This window comes from Actinomadura xylanilytica (assembly GCF_030283145.1).
Lineage (GTDB): Bacteria > Actinomycetota > Actinomycetes > Streptosporangiales > Streptosporangiaceae > Spirillospora > Spirillospora xylanilytica.
The window spans coordinates 409,417-426,509 of sequence record NZ_JASNWE010000004.1; the positions used below are offsets into that span (position 1 = coordinate 409,417).

16 protein-coding genes are annotated in these 17,093 nt (G+C 73.1%); 6 read left to right on the forward strand and 10 right to left on the reverse strand.

Annotated elements, in window-relative coordinates:
* Window position 1 precedes the first annotated feature (1 nt).
* The 4 genes from QP090_RS25605 to QP090_RS25620 are packed head-to-tail and all read right to left on the reverse strand — an operon-like array spanning window position 2 to window position 3,808.
* Entirely contained in the window at window positions 2-1,078 is a 1,077-nt protein-coding gene (locus QP090_RS25605) for an MCE family protein (protein WP_285941950.1), read from the reverse strand.
* Entirely contained in the window at window positions 1,075-2,154 is a 1,080-nt protein-coding gene (locus QP090_RS25610; RefSeq protein WP_285941951.1) for an MlaD family protein, read from the reverse strand. The genes QP090_RS25605 and QP090_RS25610 overlap by 4 nt, the downstream gene beginning before the upstream one ends.
* Entirely contained in the window at window positions 2,151-3,005 is an 855-nt protein-coding gene (locus tag QP090_RS25615) for an MlaE family ABC transporter permease (RefSeq protein WP_285941952.1), read from the reverse strand. Before QP090_RS25615 ends, QP090_RS25610 begins: the two co-directional genes overlap by 4 nt.
* Window positions 3,005-3,808, reverse strand: coding sequence for an MlaE family ABC transporter permease (locus QP090_RS25620; RefSeq protein ID WP_285941953.1), 804 nt, complete (start codon window positions 3,806-3,808; stop codon window positions 3,005-3,007). Before QP090_RS25620 ends, QP090_RS25615 begins: the two co-directional genes overlap by 1 nt.
* Before the next feature lie 281 nt (window positions 3,809-4,089).
* Between QP090_RS25620 and QP090_RS25625 the strand changes: the two genes are divergently transcribed.
* From QP090_RS25625 to QP090_RS25635, 3 genes are all read left to right on the forward strand, one after another.
* A complete protein-coding gene (locus QP090_RS25625; RefSeq protein ID WP_285941954.1) occupies window positions 4,090-4,614 on the forward strand; it encodes a MarR family winged helix-turn-helix transcriptional regulator in 525 nt (174 codons plus the stop codon).
* Window positions 4,615-4,676: 62 nt separating this feature from the next.
* Window positions 4,677-5,606: an aggregation-promoting factor C-terminal-like domain-containing protein gene (locus QP090_RS37555; protein ID WP_349666508.1), complete on the forward strand. Its 930-nt coding sequence runs from the start codon at window positions 4,677-4,679 to the stop codon at window positions 5,604-5,606.
* 53 nt (window positions 5,607-5,659) lie between these two features.
* Window positions 5,660-6,436, forward strand: coding sequence for a TetR/AcrR family transcriptional regulator (locus tag QP090_RS25635; protein WP_285941955.1), 777 nt, complete (start codon window positions 5,660-5,662; stop codon window positions 6,434-6,436).
* Window positions 6,437-6,454: 18 nt separating this feature from the next.
* Here QP090_RS25635 and QP090_RS25640 read toward each other — a convergent pair whose 3' ends face one another.
* The 5 genes from QP090_RS25640 to QP090_RS25660 all read right to left on the reverse strand — a co-directional run bounded on the left by QP090_RS25640 (window position 6,455) and on the right by QP090_RS25660 (window position 12,159).
* Window positions 6,455-7,585 (reverse strand): hypothetical protein, encoded by a 1,131-nt coding sequence (locus QP090_RS25640; protein WP_285941956.1) that lies wholly within the window; start codon window positions 7,583-7,585, stop codon window positions 6,455-6,457.
* Between the two features lie 161 nt (window positions 7,586-7,746).
* Window positions 7,747-8,973 carry a PucR-like N-terminal domain-containing protein gene (locus tag QP090_RS25645; RefSeq protein ID WP_285941957.1) on the reverse strand — a complete coding sequence of 409 codons (1,227 nt, stop codon included), beginning with the start codon at window positions 8,971-8,973 and terminating at the stop codon, window positions 7,747-7,749.
* 251 nt (window positions 8,974-9,224) lie between these two features.
* The gene (locus QP090_RS25650; protein WP_285941958.1) at window positions 9,225-10,445 is read right to left on the reverse strand and encodes a PucR-like N-terminal domain-containing protein; all 1,221 of its coding nucleotides are present in this window, start codon (window positions 10,443-10,445) and stop codon (window positions 9,225-9,227) included.
* 220 nt (window positions 10,446-10,665) lie between these two features.
* Window positions 10,666-11,220: a hypothetical protein gene (locus QP090_RS25655; RefSeq protein ID WP_285941959.1), complete on the reverse strand. Its 555-nt coding sequence runs from the start codon at window positions 11,218-11,220 to the stop codon at window positions 10,666-10,668.
* Between the two features lie 69 nt (window positions 11,221-11,289).
* The gene (locus tag QP090_RS25660) at window positions 11,290-12,159 is read right to left on the reverse strand and encodes a MarR family winged helix-turn-helix transcriptional regulator (RefSeq protein ID WP_285941960.1); all 870 of its coding nucleotides are present in this window, start codon (window positions 12,157-12,159) and stop codon (window positions 11,290-11,292) included.
* Window positions 12,160-12,278: 119 nt separating this feature from the next.
* Between QP090_RS25660 and QP090_RS25665 the strand changes: the two genes are divergently transcribed.
* A complete protein-coding gene (locus QP090_RS25665) occupies window positions 12,279-13,859 on the forward strand; it encodes an MFS transporter (RefSeq protein WP_285941961.1) in 1,581 nt (526 codons plus the stop codon).
* 11 nt (window positions 13,860-13,870) lie between these two features.
* Complete coding sequence (locus tag QP090_RS25670; protein ID WP_285941962.1) at window positions 13,871-14,764, forward strand: LLM class flavin-dependent oxidoreductase; 894 nt, start codon at window positions 13,871-13,873, stop codon at window positions 14,762-14,764.
* A 42-nt stretch (window positions 14,765-14,806) separates the two neighbouring features.
* Here QP090_RS25670 and QP090_RS25675 read toward each other — a convergent pair whose 3' ends face one another.
* Entirely contained in the window at window positions 14,807-15,802 is a 996-nt protein-coding gene (locus QP090_RS25675; RefSeq protein WP_285941963.1) for an ArsR/SmtB family transcription factor, read from the reverse strand.
* A 61-nt stretch (window positions 15,803-15,863) separates the two neighbouring features.
* Here QP090_RS25675 and QP090_RS25680 point away from each other — a divergent pair, with 61 nt between their 5' ends.
* Complete coding sequence (locus QP090_RS25680; RefSeq protein WP_285941964.1) at window positions 15,864-17,057, forward strand: MFS transporter; 1,194 nt, start codon at window positions 15,864-15,866, stop codon at window positions 17,055-17,057.
* Window positions 17,058-17,093: the final 36 nt, after the last annotated feature.

A 17,093-nucleotide genomic window follows, 5' to 3' on the forward strand; every position in this document is an offset into this window, starting at 1 on the left:
CTCAGTTCCCTCCCTGCAACATCGACTTCAGCTTGGTGAGGTCGGCCTGGGACGGGTTCTTGGTGCCGGGCGCCCGCGGGAGCTGCATCGGGAACGGGCACGGTCCCTGAACGAGGTTGAGGCACAGCGCGTTGGTGCGCAGGAAGTGCCCGCCGTTGGCGGAGGCGAAGAGCTGCCGCAGGGTGAGCGGGAGCTGCTGCACCATCTTCTCGAGCTGGTCGACGTTCAGCCGGAACGTCTCGGCGAACCGGCCGAGGTTGCCCACGATCCGGGCGAGCTGGGCGTCGTTGCCGCCCAGCACCTGGTTCAGGTTGGTCGTCACGCCCGAGATCTCGACCACCGCGTTCTCCAGCAACGTGCGGTTGCTCGCGAACACCTTCGTCAGCGACTCCAGGTTGTCGACGCTGGCCGCGATCTGGCCGTCCCGCTTGGCCACCGCCCCCGCCACCGTCTCGTAGTTCTTGATCATCCCCTGGATGGTCTGCTTGCGGGCCGCGAAGGTCTGGAGCAGCCCGTCGAAGTTCTGGATCATCACCCCGATGCCCTGCTCGTTCCCGTCGAGCGCCTGCGCGAACGAGAAGAGGATCTTGTTGAGCTGGTTCGGGTCCAGGTTCTGCGTCAGCGGCCCCAGGCTGTCGACCACGGCGCCGAGATCGACCACCGACCGGGTGTGCGGCACCCGGGCCCCGGCGCTCATCTTCCTGGTGCTCTGGCCCGGCTCCAGGTACACCACCCGCTGGCCCATCACGTTCCGCCAGCGGATCGAGGCGGTCGAGTCGTCCGGGATCCTGACCTCCCGGTCGACGGCCATGTCGACCACGGCCTTGCCCTGCTTGACCTCGATGCCCTTGACCTGGCCCACCGGGGTACCGGCGATCTTGACGACGTCGCCCTCCAGCAGGCCCGTCACGTCGTCGAACGTCGCCGTCAGCGGGTAGCGCGACCTGAAGCTCGTGCCGAGGATCTGCTGGCCGATGAAGAACGTCAGCAGGCCCGTCACCACCACGAACACCAGGAACTTCGCCGTCACGCTGTACTGGGGCCCGCGCGCCGATTTGCGGCGCCGCATCCCGCTCATGGCCGCCTCGCCGGGGTGGGCTGGTCGGGATCGAACTTCAGGTCGAAGGCCGTCTTCTTCGGCGCCGGGGAGCAGGCGTCGATGAAGATCTGGCACAGGTCCAGCGGCAGCGCCTCGCGCGCCTGCGCGATCACCGTGCCCTCCGGGCCGGGGATCCGGATGATCTGGGCGAGCAGGGAGAAGAACCCGTTCAGGCTGTCGAGCATGACGGGCACGTTGCGGCGCTGGCCGGCCACCACGGAGGTGATCCGGCCGGCACTGTCGACGATCTCGCCGATGTTGCCGCCCTGCCGTTGCAGCGTCCCGCCGACCCGGTCGGCAAGCTCGGCCGACCGGTCCAGGAGCTGGGAGACCTTGTCCGGCCGGTCGCTGATCACCGGGCCGAGCCGGTTGAGGTCGCGGGCGAGGCCGACCGCGGTGTCACCGCGGCTCGCGAACGTCCCGGACAGGCCGGTGACGTCGTTCAGCAGCGTCTGGATCACCTGCCGGTCGCGGTGCGTCGCGTCGATGACCTTGGTGCCGTTGTCGATCGTCCGGCGCAGCGCCGGGCCCCGCCCCGACAGCCCGGCGGAGAACGTGTGCAGGAGGGTGGTCAGCTCGTCCGGGTTGATCGCCTTGGTCAGCCGGTAGGTGAGCCAGGCGGTGTCGGACAGCTCCGCGGGGTCCCTGGTCTTGGCGACCTTCGCGCCGTCGCGCAGGAACGGGCCGTTCAGCTCGTTCGCGCCGAGGTCCAGCGCGAGGTCCTTGGGACCGAACACCGACACCGGCTCGACCGCGGCGGTGGTCGTGTCGGGGATCCGCACCCCCTTGTCGAGCCGCATCCGAACCGTGACCCGGCCGTCCCGGCCGAGCCGGACGGTGTCGACGGCGCCGACCGTGATGCCGCGGATCTTCACGTCCGACTTGCCGGGGTCCAGGCCCTGCCCGGCCCGGCCGAACGAGGCGTCGATGTAGGTGGATCCCGCGTGCGAGGGCGTCGAGCCGATCGCCACGAAGACCGCGCTGGCCGCGATCACCCCGGCGCCGACGAGCCCGAAGACGGTGCGGGAGCGGGAGGACAGGCTCTCTTCACTCATCCGGTCAACCTCACCGTGCTGCCGTGGCCCCAGAAGATGTACGACAGGACCAGGTTCATCAGGATCATCAGGATGGTGGACTCCCGGATCGCGCGGCCGGCCGCGACGCCGACGCCGACCGGGCCGCCGGCCGCGTAGTAGCCGCGGTAGCAGTGGATGAACATGATGATGAAGGCGAACACCGCGACCTTGATGACGCTGTAGAACACGTCGATCGGCGGCAGGTAGAGGTGGAAGTAGTAGTCGTAGATGCCGGGCGAGAGCCCGAAGTACTGGGTGGAGATGTAGCGGGTGGCGAAGAAGGCCATGAACAGCGACACCAGGTAGAGCGGCACCAGCGCGATCACACCCGCCGCGACCCGGGTGCAGACCAGGTAGGCCAGGGAGTTGATCCCCATGACCTCCAGCGCGTCGATCTCCTCGGAGATCCGCATCGCGCCGATCTCGGCGGTGAAGCCGGTACCGACCTGCGCGACCAGCGCGACCCCCGCAATGATCGGGGTGACCTCGCGGACGTTGGAGTAGCTGGCGACCAGGCCGGTGAACGCCTCGGCGCCGATCCGCTCCAGGCCGGGGTAGCCCTGGAGGCCGACCATCGCGCCGGTGGCCAGCGACATGGTGGCGATCACGAAGATCATGCCGCCGCCGATCACCAGCGCGCCGACCCCGACGCTGATGTCGCTGACCTGCTTGGCGAGCGTCTTGCCGTACTTGCGCCGCAGGATGATGTCGAAGAACAGGTGGTAGAGCACCCGGCCGAGGAAGATCGGCAGGTTGGCCGAGGCGGCGAGCCCCGCCGTCCGGTCCGAGACCGCCCGGCCGATCTTGCGTACGGGGGATATGGCGACCATCAAAACCTCGGGGGGAAGAGGACCTGGTAGATCATGGTGAGCACGTAGTTGGTGGCGAACACCACGATCGAGGTGACCACCACCGCCCGGTTGACCGCACGGCCCACGCCCACCGGTCCGTAGTCGCAGTTCATGCCCATGTAGCAGGCCACCGCGGCGGCGATGAAGCCGAAGATCCACGCCTTGAACAGCGTGATCAGCAGATCCGAGAACTGCAACAGGGTGGTGGCGCCGTCGAAGAACGCGCCGGGGCTGACGCCCTGCTGGATGACGTTGAAGTAGTAGCCGCCGAGCACGCCCGCGAGGATCACCACCGAGCAGAGCAGGACCGAGACGATGCTCGCCGCCCACAGCCTGGGGGTGACCAGGCGGTGGATCGGGTTGATCCCCATGACCTCCATCGCCGCGAGTTCGTCGCGGATGTTGCGCGCCCCCATGTCGGAGGTGATGGCCGAGCCGCCGACGCCGGAGACCAGCAGCGCACCGGCGAGCGGGGCGACCTGCTGGATCATCGCGGCGACCAGCAGCGCGCCGGTGCCCGACTGCGCGCCGAGCTGCCGGGCGATGTCGCCGACCTGGAGGGAGATGGTGGCGCCGAGCGGGACCGCGATGAGCATCACCGGGACGCTCGTCACACGGGCCAGGAACCAGCACTGCTCGATGAACTCGCCCCACCACTGACGCACGTCCCAGGTGCGGCGCAGTCCCTCCAGGAGGGTCACGCAGAGCAGGCCGGTCTCGTCGAGCGCTCGCTCGGCGCGGCGCCGGGCGAGGCCCGGCGCCCTGGTCAGGCTCAGGGCCATCAGCCGGAGACCTCCCCCTCGGGGGTGGGGTGAAGGGTCATTCCAGCCTCCTTCGTTCTCGGACGTCGGCGCTCATCCGATACTCCGGCCGCGGTCGCCCACAGGCGGCGCGGCCTTTCGGGTCGCGCCCCTGTGATCTCAACCGAGACCGGGACCACAGGCGGGGCCAACAGCGTCACACAACACATCGGCCTCTGCTTGTGATCTGGAGCACTCTATAGGGAGGAAAGTCTAAGAAGCGAGTACTTACATGTGGTTTTGTCCGAAGATACGATCGAGCGGTGCGAACTGAGGCGCAACGAGGCGTAGACCCACTGGTCACCGGCATCCACGACCGCTGGGAAGGTCAGGAGATGGCCGGCGGGCCCTGGCCGTTCATGGCGATCGTCTCGATCGGCAGGCTCCACCAGATGCTCAAGAAGGCACTGGACGTGGAGCTGAAACGGCTGGACCTGACCCGCACCGGCTACTTCCTGCTCACCACGCTCGCGCTGACCAGCAACGGCAGGTCGCGGCTGAGCTCGCTCGGGCGGATCCTGATGATGCATCCGACGTCGGTGAAGCTGATCGTGGACCAGCTCGAGGCCGACGGGCTGGTCACCCGGTCGCCGCACCCGAGCGACCGCCGGGCCACGCTGGTGGAGATCACCGCGGCGGGACGGGCGCGGGCGGGCGAGGTCAACGCGGCGCTGGAGTCGCCGGACGGGGCGTTCGCCCCGTTCGAGGGGATGCACCGCGACCTGTTCGAAGCGCTGCAACCCGCCCGGCTCGCGGGGGGCGACGTGGAGCCCGCGAACCGTGTGTGACACTGCCTGCGTACCTGGTCATCGAGGACCACTTCTCACGGGCGATAAGGCAATCTACTCCTATGCCACAGAGTCACGGCACGCGCAGGCGTACCTCCGTCCCCGCCCCCCGCAAGCCCGCTGAGCAGCGGCGGAGGGGCGAACGGGGCCGGGGGTCACGGCACGCACCGGCCCCGATCGAGCCCCGCGACGACGCCCGGGACGAGGCCCGCGACGAGGCCCGCGACGAGCCGTACGACGCGCTGGCGGGCCACGGCCCGGACGACCCCTACGACCCGTACGGCGACCTTCACGGCACCCAGGGGTTCCAGGCGCCCGGCCACCCTCCGCGCCCGTCCGCCGGGCGAAGACTCTGGCGGGCGCTCACGCACAACGTCACCATCACGGTGGCGGCGATCTGCGCCCTCGTCGCGACCGTCGCGTTCGTCGACCTCGGCGGCCTGGCCGGGGGCAACCCGCCGCCGAAGGCCGCGGGGCGGGGTCAGTCGGCCAACGACATGCTCGCGATGCTGACCACGTCCGACATGGACCCGATCGCGGCCGACACGGTCGCGGTGGCCAAGAAGCGGGCCTACGAGAAGCACGTGAAGGAGCTCGAGGAGCTCAAGAAGAAGGCCAAGCGCGACGCCAAGGCCCGCGCGAAGCTCAAGGCCGAGAAGGAGCGCGAGCGCCTGGCCAAGTCCAACCCGAGCGCCGGGCAGAACAAGCAGTACGGCAAGAAGATGAGCGCGCTCAAGGGCTGGGGCCGCTGCTGGTCCTCGCTCGAGACGCTCTGGATGCACGAGAGCGGCTGGAACGAGCGCGCGGTCAACCCGGGCAGCGGCGCGTACGGCATCCCGCAGGCGCTGCCGGGGTCCAAGCTCGCGAGCTCGGGCTCGGACTGGCGCACCAGCTCCCCCACCCAGATCGCGTGGGGACTCGGCTACATCAAGGCCCGCTACAAGGACCCCTGCGGCGCCTGGGCCTGGTGGCAGGCCCACAACTGGTACTGACCCGTCGAGGTGGGCGCTTGGTGCCGCGGCCCCCGCGGAGGCACCATGTGGGGATGCGGACGAGCAGAGCGCGGCAGTCGAACGGCTCCGGTGAGCTGAGCGGCGCGGGCGGTGACGGCGGCGACCCGGGCGGCGGCGGCGAGGGCGGTGGGGGCGAGAGCCCGGCCGGACGCGGTCCAGGCGGCGCAGAAGGCCCGAGCGGCGGCGCAGGCGGTGCCGCGGGTTCGGGCACCGGACGGCAGTGGGCACGGGCCGACGCGACGCGTCAGGCGCTGCTGGCGGCTGCGCAGCGGGTCTTCGCCGACCGCGGGTACGGCGACGCGGGCATCGCCGAGATCGTCGAGCGGTCCGGCATCAGTGTGGGCAGCCTCTACCACCACTACGGCGGCAAGTCCGGGCTGTACCTGGCGCTGTGGGAGGAGCTGACCGCCGAGCAGGAGGCGAGCGCGACGCAGACCGTCTCGGCCGCGCGCGGGGACGGCGAGACCGACCCGATCGCGCTGTTCACCGCCGGGGCCCGCGCCTACCTGCGGGTCTGCTGGGAGCACCGGGAGGCCGCGCGGCTGTTCCACGGCGGCGAGGGCCCGTCGGGGTTCTCGCTGATGCGGCGCAGCCGCGCCCAGAAGTGGATCGGCCAGAACACCAAGCTCCTGCGCGGCGGCGCCGCACCGCCCGTCCCGGCGGAGGGACGCGGCGAGCAGGTGCTGAGCCTGGTCCTGACCACCGTGATCGGCGAGGCGGGCCGCGAGATCGCCACCGCCGAAGACGAGACCGAGGCGAGCGAGATCATCGACGAGGTGTGCCGCATCCTGATCCGGCTGGCGGGCTGACCCGGCCCGCGCCCGCCTTCAGAGGCGGACGGCGCGGGTCGGCTTGAGCGGCGGCCAGGCGATCCGCAGGGAGCGGACGGGCGCGGGCTGGGAGGGCAGGGTCCGCAGCCTCGCCTCCGTGATGCGCTTGCCGGCGAGCTGGAGGTGGAGCCGGCCGGAGCGGCGCAGCGGGGCGCCCGCGCGGCGGGAGAGCTGGAGCCGGAGCAGCAGCAGCGTCACCGACGCGGTCATCGCGGCCAGGAAGCCCGCCTGGATCGACATCAGGTCCTCGACGCTGAGGTCGTCGCCGGCCTCGGGACGCAGGCCGGCGACCGGCACCATCGGCATGGCGCTCGGCGCGATCTGCGGCGAGGTGACCGGCGGCAGCGCCACCTGGGGGGCGGTCACGCCGGGCAGCGCGCTGCTGAACGGGGTGCCGCCGGACCCGGTCAGCGGCGGGACGCCGGAGGGCAGGTCGGTGCCGGGCGGCAGCGCCCCGGAGGCGTCGGTGATCACGAGCTTGTAGGACCGGGTGCGGGTGGCGGCCTTGCTGGCCGACAGCCGCGCGGTCAGCGTGATCGTGCCGGGTTTCGCCGCCGCCGCGGCGCGCACCGTCACCAGCGCGGACGCGCCACCGCCGCCGACGCTGCCGAGGCCCTGGCTGCCGGGGCTGACCGAGGCGCCGCCGGACGCCGACATCCGCAGGACGGCGTTGTGGGCCGTCGCGCGGGCGGACGAGGCCCGCACGGTCGCGGTGATCGAGCCGCCCGGCCGCATCGTGGCCGCCGACACCGAGAGCCCAAGGTCCAGCGACGGGTTCTTCCCGCCGTCGCCCGGCGGATGGGTCGTGGGCGGATCGGTCGGCGGATCGGTCGTCGGCGGGTCCGTCGGCGGGTCCGTCGTCGGCGGGTCGGTCGGGGGGTCGGTCGTCGGCGGGTCCGTGGGCGGATCGGTCGTCGGCGGATCGGTCGGCGGGTCCGTCGTGGGCGGATCGGTCGGGGGGTCGGTCGTCGGCGGGTCCGTGGGCGGATCGGTCGTCGGCGGATCGGCCGTCGGACTTTCGGTCGTGGGCGTGGTATCGGCGATCACCGGCGGCGCGGAGGAAACGGCGATGACCGCCATCACGCCGAGCCCCGCGAGAATCCTTCCGCCGGCCGATCGTGAATCCACCCTGCCTCCACCTCCACCGCGTCACGGCGCTCGCCCCGCCTGTATCGAATTGCATGGAAGCACGCGGTGAATGGGCGGATCAACCCTGGCCGGAAACCTTGGTGCCGATTGCTCATCCAGGCGATGAACGGCAATTGCCGATTATCAACCGGTGCGCGTTCTCAGCCCGCGGCGCCGGTGCGCTCCGGACCGGCGGGCGCCCGCCTCCGCAGCCACATCGCGCGCAGCACCACCTCGATCGCGAACCGCGCGTCCGGTTCGGTGAGCCGGTCGCCGAGGGCGCCCTCGAGCTGCCGCATCCGGTACCGGACGGTCTGCGGGTGGATGTTCAGCTCCTCGGCGATGCCGGCCGCGGTGCCGCGGATCATCAGCCAGGTGCGGAGCGTGTCGAGCAGCCGGTCCCGCTGCCGGGCGCCGAGCCCGGCCATCTCGCCGAGGTGGCGGCGCGCGAGCTGGTCGATCAGCGCCTGGTCCGACAGCAGCCACAGCGTGATCAGGTGGTCCTCGCAGCAGGTCACCGGGCCGTTGCCGAGCAGCCCGGCCTCGACCAGGCCGAGGGCCTGCCGGGCCCAGCGCAGCGAGTCGGCGGCCTGCGCGACCGGCACGGTCAGCCCGACGGCGATCTGGCCCTCGGGCATCGCCTGGGCGAGCATCCGGCGCCGTTCGGCGGTCGGCTCCCCTGGGACGAGCAGCAGCGGTTCGGCGGCGGTGAGGTCGGCGAGCACGTCGGCGTCCAGCGCGGCCCGCACGCAGGGGGCGCCGGACGGCACGGCGATCAGCGTCACCTCGTCCGGGACGGGCCAGCCCGCGCGCCCGGCCAGCTCGTCCAGGACCCGGCTGGACGCGGGCGGGCGGCGGAGCATCAGCTCCAGCAGCCGCCGCCGGTGCCCCTCGGTCTCCTCGTCCGGGCGCGCGTCGACGTAGCCCTCCAGCGCGAGCCCGGCGAGCTCGTCGATGTAGGCGAACAGCGCGTCGGCGAGCTCGGCCATGACGGTGGACGACAGGTGCCGCCGCGGGCCGACCTTCATGATGCGGCGCCAGGCCACCTGCGCGCCGACGCGGAACGCGGCCTGGAGGGTGTCGAGGGTGCGGCCCTCCAGCGCCTCGAAGCGGCCGAGCCTGCGGTAGGTCTCGTCGTGCCGCTCGCGGGAGGCCAGCGGGTTGGCGACCTGGTCCACGAAGTGGGTCAGGGCGCGTTCGACACCGATCCGCAGCGCCTCCACGTACGGGCCCTGCATGGGCCGGCCGTACTCGGGGATGGTCCGGCGCACCTCGTGGATGATCTCGTGCGCGAGGCTGGGCAGCTCCGGCCGCATGAGCACGGCCAGGCGCCTGGGCAGCCGGGGAGACCGCCGGTCGAGGACCCCCGGGTCGAGCGTCTGCGTCATCGGTGACACCTCCGAGAGCACCGCCGTCACGGGCCCTGGCGTGTCATCGGGCGGGGCACCCGGCGTCCCGGACGGTCGGCGTACGGCAAAAGGCGTCGAGAGCGCACCGAGCGGGGGACCCCTGTGCGCCCCCGTACAGGTGAGGTGAAGCACACCGAAGGTAGATCAAGTGAACAGGGATTCAAGGTAAAGAAAACTTAAAATCACCATAGGTGGCCCGCGGGGCACGGACCGTCCGGCGAATCGGACGTTCACCGCAGCGACGGCCTCCGCTCCCGCAGCCGGTGCGCCCGCAGCACCGCGTCGAGCACGAACCGCGAGTCGGGGTCGGCGAGCTGCTCGTCGAACGTCTCGCTGATCTGCCGCATCCGGTACCGGACGGTCTGCGGATGCACCCTCAGCCGGCGCGCCGTCTCGACCGCGTTCCCCTGCGCCTCCAGCCACGCGCCCAGGGTTTCGGTCATGCGCAACCGCTGTCCCCGGCCCATCCGGGCGAGCGCGGACAGCTCCCGCCGCGCGAGCTGATCGAGCAGGGCGCCGTCCGACAGCAGCCACAGCGCCAGCATGTGGTGCTCGCACAGCGTCGGGCCGCCGTCCTCCACGACGCCGGCCTCGACCAGGGCGAGCGTCTCCTTGGCCCAGCGCAGCGAGTCGGCCGCGTCGGCGAGCGGAACGGTCAGCCCCACGACCGACCGCCGCTCCGGCAGCGCGGCGACGAGCATCTCGCGGCGGGACGCGTCGAACGGGCCCGGCAGCAGCAGGTGCGGTTCGGTGTCGCCGAGGTCGGCGAGGACGTCGCCGCCCAGCGCGGCCCGGACGCACCGCGCCCCGACCGGCAGCGCCACCATCGTCACCTCGCCGGGCACGGTCCAGCCCGCCTCGGCGGCGGGCTCCTCCAGCGCGGTGCCCGGCACGCCCGGACGCCGCAGTACCAGGCGCAGCAGCCGCCGCTGGTGGTCGACCAGCTCGTCCGCCGACCGGGACCGCGCCTCCAGGTATCCCTGCACCGACAGCGACGCCAGCTCGTCGATGTAGGCGAACAGCGCGTCGGCGAGCTGGGTCATCACCGCGGGCGACAGCCGCCCGCGCCGTCCGACCTGGGCGACGCGCCGCCACGCGACCTGGACCCCGATCCGGTACGCGGCCTGGAGCGCGTCCAGGCTGCGGCCCTCGTACGCCTCGCTGCGCCCGAGCGCGCGGCACAGCTCGTCGCGCCGCTCGTGCGTCTCGCGCGACCCGGCGACCTGGTCGACGAACGCCTGCATCGCCTGCTCGACGCTCACCCTGATCGGGGGCCGCCCGGACCTGGCCGCCTCGGGCGGACGGGTCGGGCGGGCGTACTCGGCGACGCAGCTGCGGACCTCGCTGATCACTTCTTCGGCCAGCGACGGCAATTCGGCGCTCAGAATGGCGATGACCTGCGGGGGCATTGGGCCGGGACGGTGCGCGCGCCCGGCGCGGGTCTCCGTCATGGCCGTCCCCCTTCTCTCGCCGAGAATGCCTGATCGTCCCGTTAAACGTAACCCAAGCCCGCGTGCAGCGCACCATTCAGCAGAAGGTTCCGCGACGAAATCCACACAGGCCGGGCGGCCCGCTCACCCGGAGACAGAATGGCACTCGCATTTGATCAGCCACTGACAATGCGGCGGCGGATCGCCGATGAATTGTTATCCCGGGGACGGAGGGGGGACGTCAGGCGGTCGCGGGGTCGTTCCCGCGGATCACGGTGTAGAGGCTTCCGGCGAGGAGGACCACGCCTGAGAGGACGCCGCTGATGAGCGGGACCCATTCGACCGCCGAGGTGGCCGCCGTGACGAGGCCCGCAGCACCGAGCACCGTGAGCACCGCGCCCGGGACCGCGATGGTGCGCTCCTTCCAGACGGCCATCAGCACGACGAAGTGGACGCCGACGATCAGGGCGATCCACGCGACGATCGCCTCCTCGGGCGCGTCCAGCCGCCGGATGGAGAAGATGCCGAGGGCGATCAGCGCGAACTCCACCAGCACCACGATCCCGTACCTCCCGCCGAACATGCCGCCGGCGGCGGGCCCCGGCGCCGGCTCGGGGGCGGAGCCGGGGCGCCGGAGCCCGCGCATGCCGAGCATGAGCACCGCGGCGAAGGCGACGACCGCGATCACCCGGAGCGGGATCCCCACTGCCTTGGCGAGCGGGTCGTGCGCGTTCGCGAGGACGAACGCCATCCCGAAGCTCGCACCGATGAGGAGTCCGATCAATCGCTGAGGCATCCGGACAAATTATCAGGACATTTCACCCTCTTCGTGCCGTCCGAATCCCGGGCGGCGAGGGGCCGGGGCTCAGCCGATGAGGGCGGTCAGCAGGGCGTTCAGCTCGGCGGTCCCGGCCCGGCCGAGCCCACCCGCGAGATCGCGCTGGGCGCCGTCCTCGGCGGCGAGCGCCTGGGCGAGGTAGTCGTCGCCGCGCGGGCTCAGTCGGAGGACGTGCTCGCGGCGGTCGGCCGGGTTCCGGTCGCGCAGGATCAGCCCGGCCGAGTGGTAGTCGTCGATCGCCTGGACGATCGTCGGCGCGGTGACGCCCATCCCGGCGGCGAGCCGCTCCTGGGTGCAGGGCTGAGCGGACTCCAGCGTCATCAGCATCCGGACGCAGCGCGGCTCCAGGCCGAGCCCGCGCAGCGACTCCTCGCGCCGGGCGCGCAGCCGCTGGGCGGCGCGGTCGGCGAGATGGCCCGTCCAGCCCGCGAACGCCTCGGGCAGCTCGGCGGTGACGTCCGGGACGATCCGGCCGAGCAGCGCGTTCAGCCGGTCCCGCCCGCCGGCGCCGAGCGGGGCGGCGAGCGCGGTCTCGGCCGCCTCGACGGACGCGCGCATGGAGCTCAGCGCCGCGCGGCCCCCGGTGGTGACGGCCAGGGCGTAGCGGCGGCGGTCGGCGGCGTCGCGCTCCCTGCGGACCAGCTCCGCGCCCTCCAGGCCGTCGATCACCGAGATCATCACCGTCCGGTTGACGTCGAGCAGCTGCCCGAGCGCCGCCTGGGACAGCGGGCGGTCGGCCAGGACGCCGAGGATCGCCAGGTCGCGCGGGCTGCGCCCGGCGGGCAGCGCGGCCAGGTCGGCCTCGTTCAGCCGCAGGAAGGCCAGCCGCGCCAGGTAGCCGGTGTGGGCGGCGAGCCTGGGCTCGATCAGCGCGCCCGCGCTGTCAGTCACCGTCACCCCCGCGACGATAGCAAACCCGGCGGACGGTTAGCCGTGAGGATACTTAGGTGAGTTGACGATTAACGAGAGTGACGGTTACCGTCGGCGCGTCAGAACGCACCTGGGAAGGGACACCGATGGCACCGAAGTGGTGGACGCTGATCGCCGTCGTGACCGGCGTCTTCATGCTGGTCCTGGACATCACGATCGTGAACGTGGCGCTGCCCGACATCGGGCGGGACTTCGACTCGCCCCTGTCGGACCTGCAATGGGTCATCGACGCCTACGCGCTCGCGCTGGCGGCCGGGCTGCTCACCGGCGGCTCGCTCGCCGACCTGTGGGGACGGCGCCGGCTGTACGCGGCGGGCCTGGCGATCTTCACCGCCGGGTCGCTGCTGTGCGGGCTGGCGACCGGGCCGCTGTTCCTGTCGCTGGCCCGCGCGGGGCAGGGCGTCGGCGGCGCGGTCGTGTGGGCCACCTCGCTCGCCCTGCTCGGCGACGCGTTCCGCGGCCGGGACCGCGGCACCGCGTTCGGCATCTACGGCGGCGTCCTCGGCCTGGCCGCCGCGGTCGGGCCGCTGCTCGGGGGGCTGCTCACCAGCGGGCTGAACTGGCGGTGGATCTTCCTGGTGAACGTCCCGGTCGGGATCGCCGTCATCGCGGTGACGCTGACCAGGCTGCGGGAGTCGCGCAATCCGGCGGCGGCCCGCCCGGACTGGGCCGGCTTCGTCACCTTCAGCGCCGCCCTGTCGCTGCTGGTCTACGGGCTGATCTCCGCGGCGGAGGGCTGGTCGGAGCCGAGCGTGCGCTGGAGCCTGGCCGGCGCCGCGGCCTTCCTGGTCGCGTTCCTCGTCCTGGAGATCGTGCAGGAGCACCCGATGCTCGACCTCACGCTGTTCCGCAAGCCCACGTTCACCGGCGGGCTCGTCGCCGCATTCGGGCTGAACGCCTCGATCTACTCGCTGTTCGCCTACCTGGTGCTCTACTTCCAGCAGCAGCTCGGCCACTCCGCGGCCGAGACGGGGCTGCGGTTCCTGTCCCTGACCGCCGCGATGTTCGTCGCCTCCACCCTCGCCGGGCGGCTGACCTCGGTGATCCCGGCCCGGCTGATGATCGGCGGCGGCTTCGTACTGATCGGCGGCGGGATCGCGCTGATGGCCGGGGTGACCGCCGGCTCCGGCTTCGGCCACCTGCTGCCCGGCATGATCATCGCGGGGACGGGCGCGGGCCTGGTCACCGTGCCGCTCGCCTCCACCGCCGTCGGCGTCGTGCCCCCGGCCCAGGCGGGCGCGGCCTCGGGGATCAACGCCACCGCCCGGCAGATCGGCATCGCGACCGGGATCGCCGCGCTCGGCTCGCTGTTCACCGCCGCGCTCCGCGACACCGTCGCCGCCGACCTGCGCGGCACGCCGCTGGCGTCCCGGGCGCGGGAGATCGCGGCCGGGGTGGAGGCGTCCGGCCCCGCCCACGCGAACGCCCTGGTGGAGCGGGCCGCGCAGCACGGCTTCGTCGACGGCCTCAACCAGATCCTGCTCATCGGCTCGGGCGTCGCCTTCAGCGCCGCCGTGCTCAGCCTGATCCTGATCCGGGGCCGCGACTTCGTCCCGCCGCCCGCCGCCGAGACCACCGGCTCCCCCGAACCCGCCGGTACCACCGCGCCTACCAGTACCGCCGCGCCCGCCAGTACCGCCGATGCCGCCGAGCCCTCCCACTCCTGAAAGGCCCCGCCATGCCGCTGTTCGGATACGGCCCGAGCGCCGCCGTCACCGCCGCCCCCCAGGTCCTGCGGGACGCCGTCCAGGCCGACCGCGACGGTCTCGACCTGTTCACGATCCCCGACCATCCCTACTACGGCGAGCGGCTGGACGCCTACGCCACCATGGGCGTCGTCCTCGGCCGCACCACCCGGATCACCGCGGTCAGCACCGTCACCAACCTGCCCGCCCGGCCCGCCCCGATGCTGGCCCGCACGCTCGCGTCCCTGTCGGCCCTGTCGGACGGGCGGGTGGTGCTGGGGATCGGCGCCGGCGGCTTCTGGGACGAGATCGTCCGGCTCGGCGTCCCCCGCCTGACCCCCGGCGCCGCCGTCCGCGCGATGGAGGAGGCGATCACCCTGGTCCGGGCGCTGACCGGCGGTGGCGCCCCGGTCTCCTTCGACGGCGAGTCCTGCCGGGTCACCGGGCTGGACCCCTCGCCCGTCCCGGTCCCGCGGATCTGGACGGGATCGGTCGGCCCGCGGTCCCTCGCGGTCACCGGACGGCTCGCCGACGGCTGGATCCCCGGCCGGGCCTCCGACTGGCTCAGCCCGCTCTACCGCGAGTCGCGCGCCCTCGTCGACGACGCCGCCGCGGCCGCCGGGCGCGACCCCGCCGAGATCGCCAGCGTCTACAACCTGCCCGGCCGCATCACCGCCCGCCCCCTGCCCGCGACCCGGGACCGCTCGGGCCGCTGGATCGGCGGCTCGGCCGGGCAGTGGGCCGAGGAGCTCGCCTCCGCCGTCCTGGACCACGGCGCGTCCGGTTTCGTGTTCTTCGACGCGGGCGGCTCCGACGCCCCGCTCTCGCGCTGGGCCCAGGAGATCGCCCCCGCCGTCCGCGCGGCCGTCCCCGCCCGGAAGGGGTGACCTTCGCCCTCATCCTGATCGGCGGTCAGGCGCGGCCGCCGGTCAGCCGTGCCGCTGGGCGGTGACCAGGACCTCGCCCGCGAGGGTCCGGTAGTAGAGGACGGAGCGTCCGGCACGGCGGCGCTGGACGAGGTTGCCGTCGCGCAGGACCTTGAGGTGGCGGCCGACCGAGCCGAGGCCCTGGCCGGTCAGCGCGACGAGCTGGGTGGTGCTCTTCGGGGCGTCGAGCAGTGTGAGGACGGCCGCGCGTCCCGGCCCGAGCAGCGTGCCCAGCGCCTCGGGGACGGGCGTCCGGCCCGCTTCGGCGAGCGGCCCCGAGCACGGGTACACCACGGCGCTCCGGTGCGCCGCGTCCCACGCCAGCCAGCTCTGGCGCGGCGTGACCGGGACGAACAGCAGCCGCGCCCCGGACAGCTCGCGCGGCGGATGGTCGTGCGCGGTGATCTGCAACCGGCCGCCGCCGAGCCAGCGCATGCCGGGGCGCATGCCGTCGAGCGCGGCGGCCCAGCCGTCCTGGCCCAGCCGCGCGGTGCGGGCGAGGACGTCGGCCTCGATGACCCCGCGGCGGCGCGTCCAGTCGGGCAGCACCGCCCGCGTCCAGACCCACTCCAGCAGGTCGGCGGCGCGTTCGGCCAGGTCAGGACGGTCGAGCACGGCGGGCAGCGGGCCACCGAGCGCCTCGGCCAGATCGGCGTGGACGGTCTCGGGCGGCGTCCGGCGAACGCGCGCCAGCTCACCCGCGAAGGCGCGGCCACCGTCGCCCGCGAAGGCGTCGGCGCCATCGCCGGCGGGCGTGGGGGTGAGGAAGGTCGCGTTCCAGCTCGACCCGAAGGCGGCCTTGATCAGCAGCCCGGTGACCGGGTCGTCCGCCAGCCGGTCGCGGTAGGCGGGCAGGTGGGCGTCGAGCCACGCGCGCTCGGCCGGGTAGGCGGCCGTTCCCCGCTCCAGCGTCTTCAGGCTCGCGGTGGCCTCGGCCAGAGGGGAGACGACGAAGCGGCTCCCCGCGAGCGTGTCCGCGTTGACCTGCCACCATCCCATTGCTTTCGCCCCCTCGCGAAACAATACCGGCGCGCGGCGGATGCCCACGAGAGTCACGGCCATGCGCACCTACCGCGAACTCTTCCGAACGCCGGAGTTCACGCCGCTCTTCCTCACCTCCGCCGGGCAGGTGGCGGGCCAGACGGTGAGCGGCCTGGCCCTCGGCACGATGATCTACAAGGCGACCGGCTCGCCGCTGCTCTCCGGGCTCGCCATGTTCGGCCAGTCCCTCCCCCAGGTGCTCGGCGCGGCCACGCTGCTGTCGGCGGCCGACCGGCTGCCGCCGCGCGCCGCGCTCGCGGGCCTGGCGCTGCTGTTCGGCGTCGGCACCGCCGTCCAGGCGGTCCCCGGCCTGCCCGTGTGGGCGGTGTTCGCCGTCCTCCTCGGGCTCGGCGTGACCGCCTCGGTCGGCGGCGGGGTGCGGTACGGGCTGCTGAACGAGATCCTCGCCCGGGACGGCTACCTGCTCGGCCGGTCGGTGCTCAACATGTCGTCCGGCATCATGCAGATCTGCGGGTTCGCGCTCGGCGGCGTGCTCCTGGCCTTCCTGTCGGCGCGCGGCACGCTGCTCGCCGGCGCGGCGCTCTACCTCGCCGCCGCCGCCGTCGCCCGCTTCGGCCTCACCCGCCGCCCGCCGCGCGTTGCCGGGCGCGCGTCCGCCGCCGACACCTGGCGGGACAACGCGCGGCTGTGGTCGTCCAAGCCGCGCCGCTACGTCTTCCTCGCCCTCTGGGTGCCGAACGGGCTGATCGTCGGCTGCGAGTCCCTGTACGTGCCCTACTCGCCGCGGCACGCGGGCCTGCTGTTCGCCTGCGGCGCGGTCGGCATGCTGGCCGGCGACACCCTGACCGGACGGTTCGTCCCGCGGTGGTGGCGGGAGCGGCTCGGCGTCCCGCTGTGCCTGCTGCTGGCCACGCCGTACCTGGTCTTCGCGCTGGACCCGGCGCTGCCCGTCGCGATCGCGGCGGTCGTGCTCGCCACGTTCGGGTACGCGTCCGGCCTGCTGCTCCAGGAGCGGCTGATGTCGCTGACGCCGGACGACATGAGCGGGCACGCGCTCGGGCTGCACTCCTCCGGCATGCTGACCATGCAGGGCGTGGGCGCCCTCCTCGCGGGCGCCGTGGCCGAGCGCACCTCGGCGTCGACGGCGATGGCCGTCATGGCGGCGGCGTCCGTCGCGGTCACGCTGGCGCTGGCGCCTGGGCTGCGTCCGCGCTCGACCGGACGGCCCGCCCAGCCGGCCGCGGCGTCGTAACGTCCGACGGGGTCCGCTCCCGGCCCGCCGGCCATC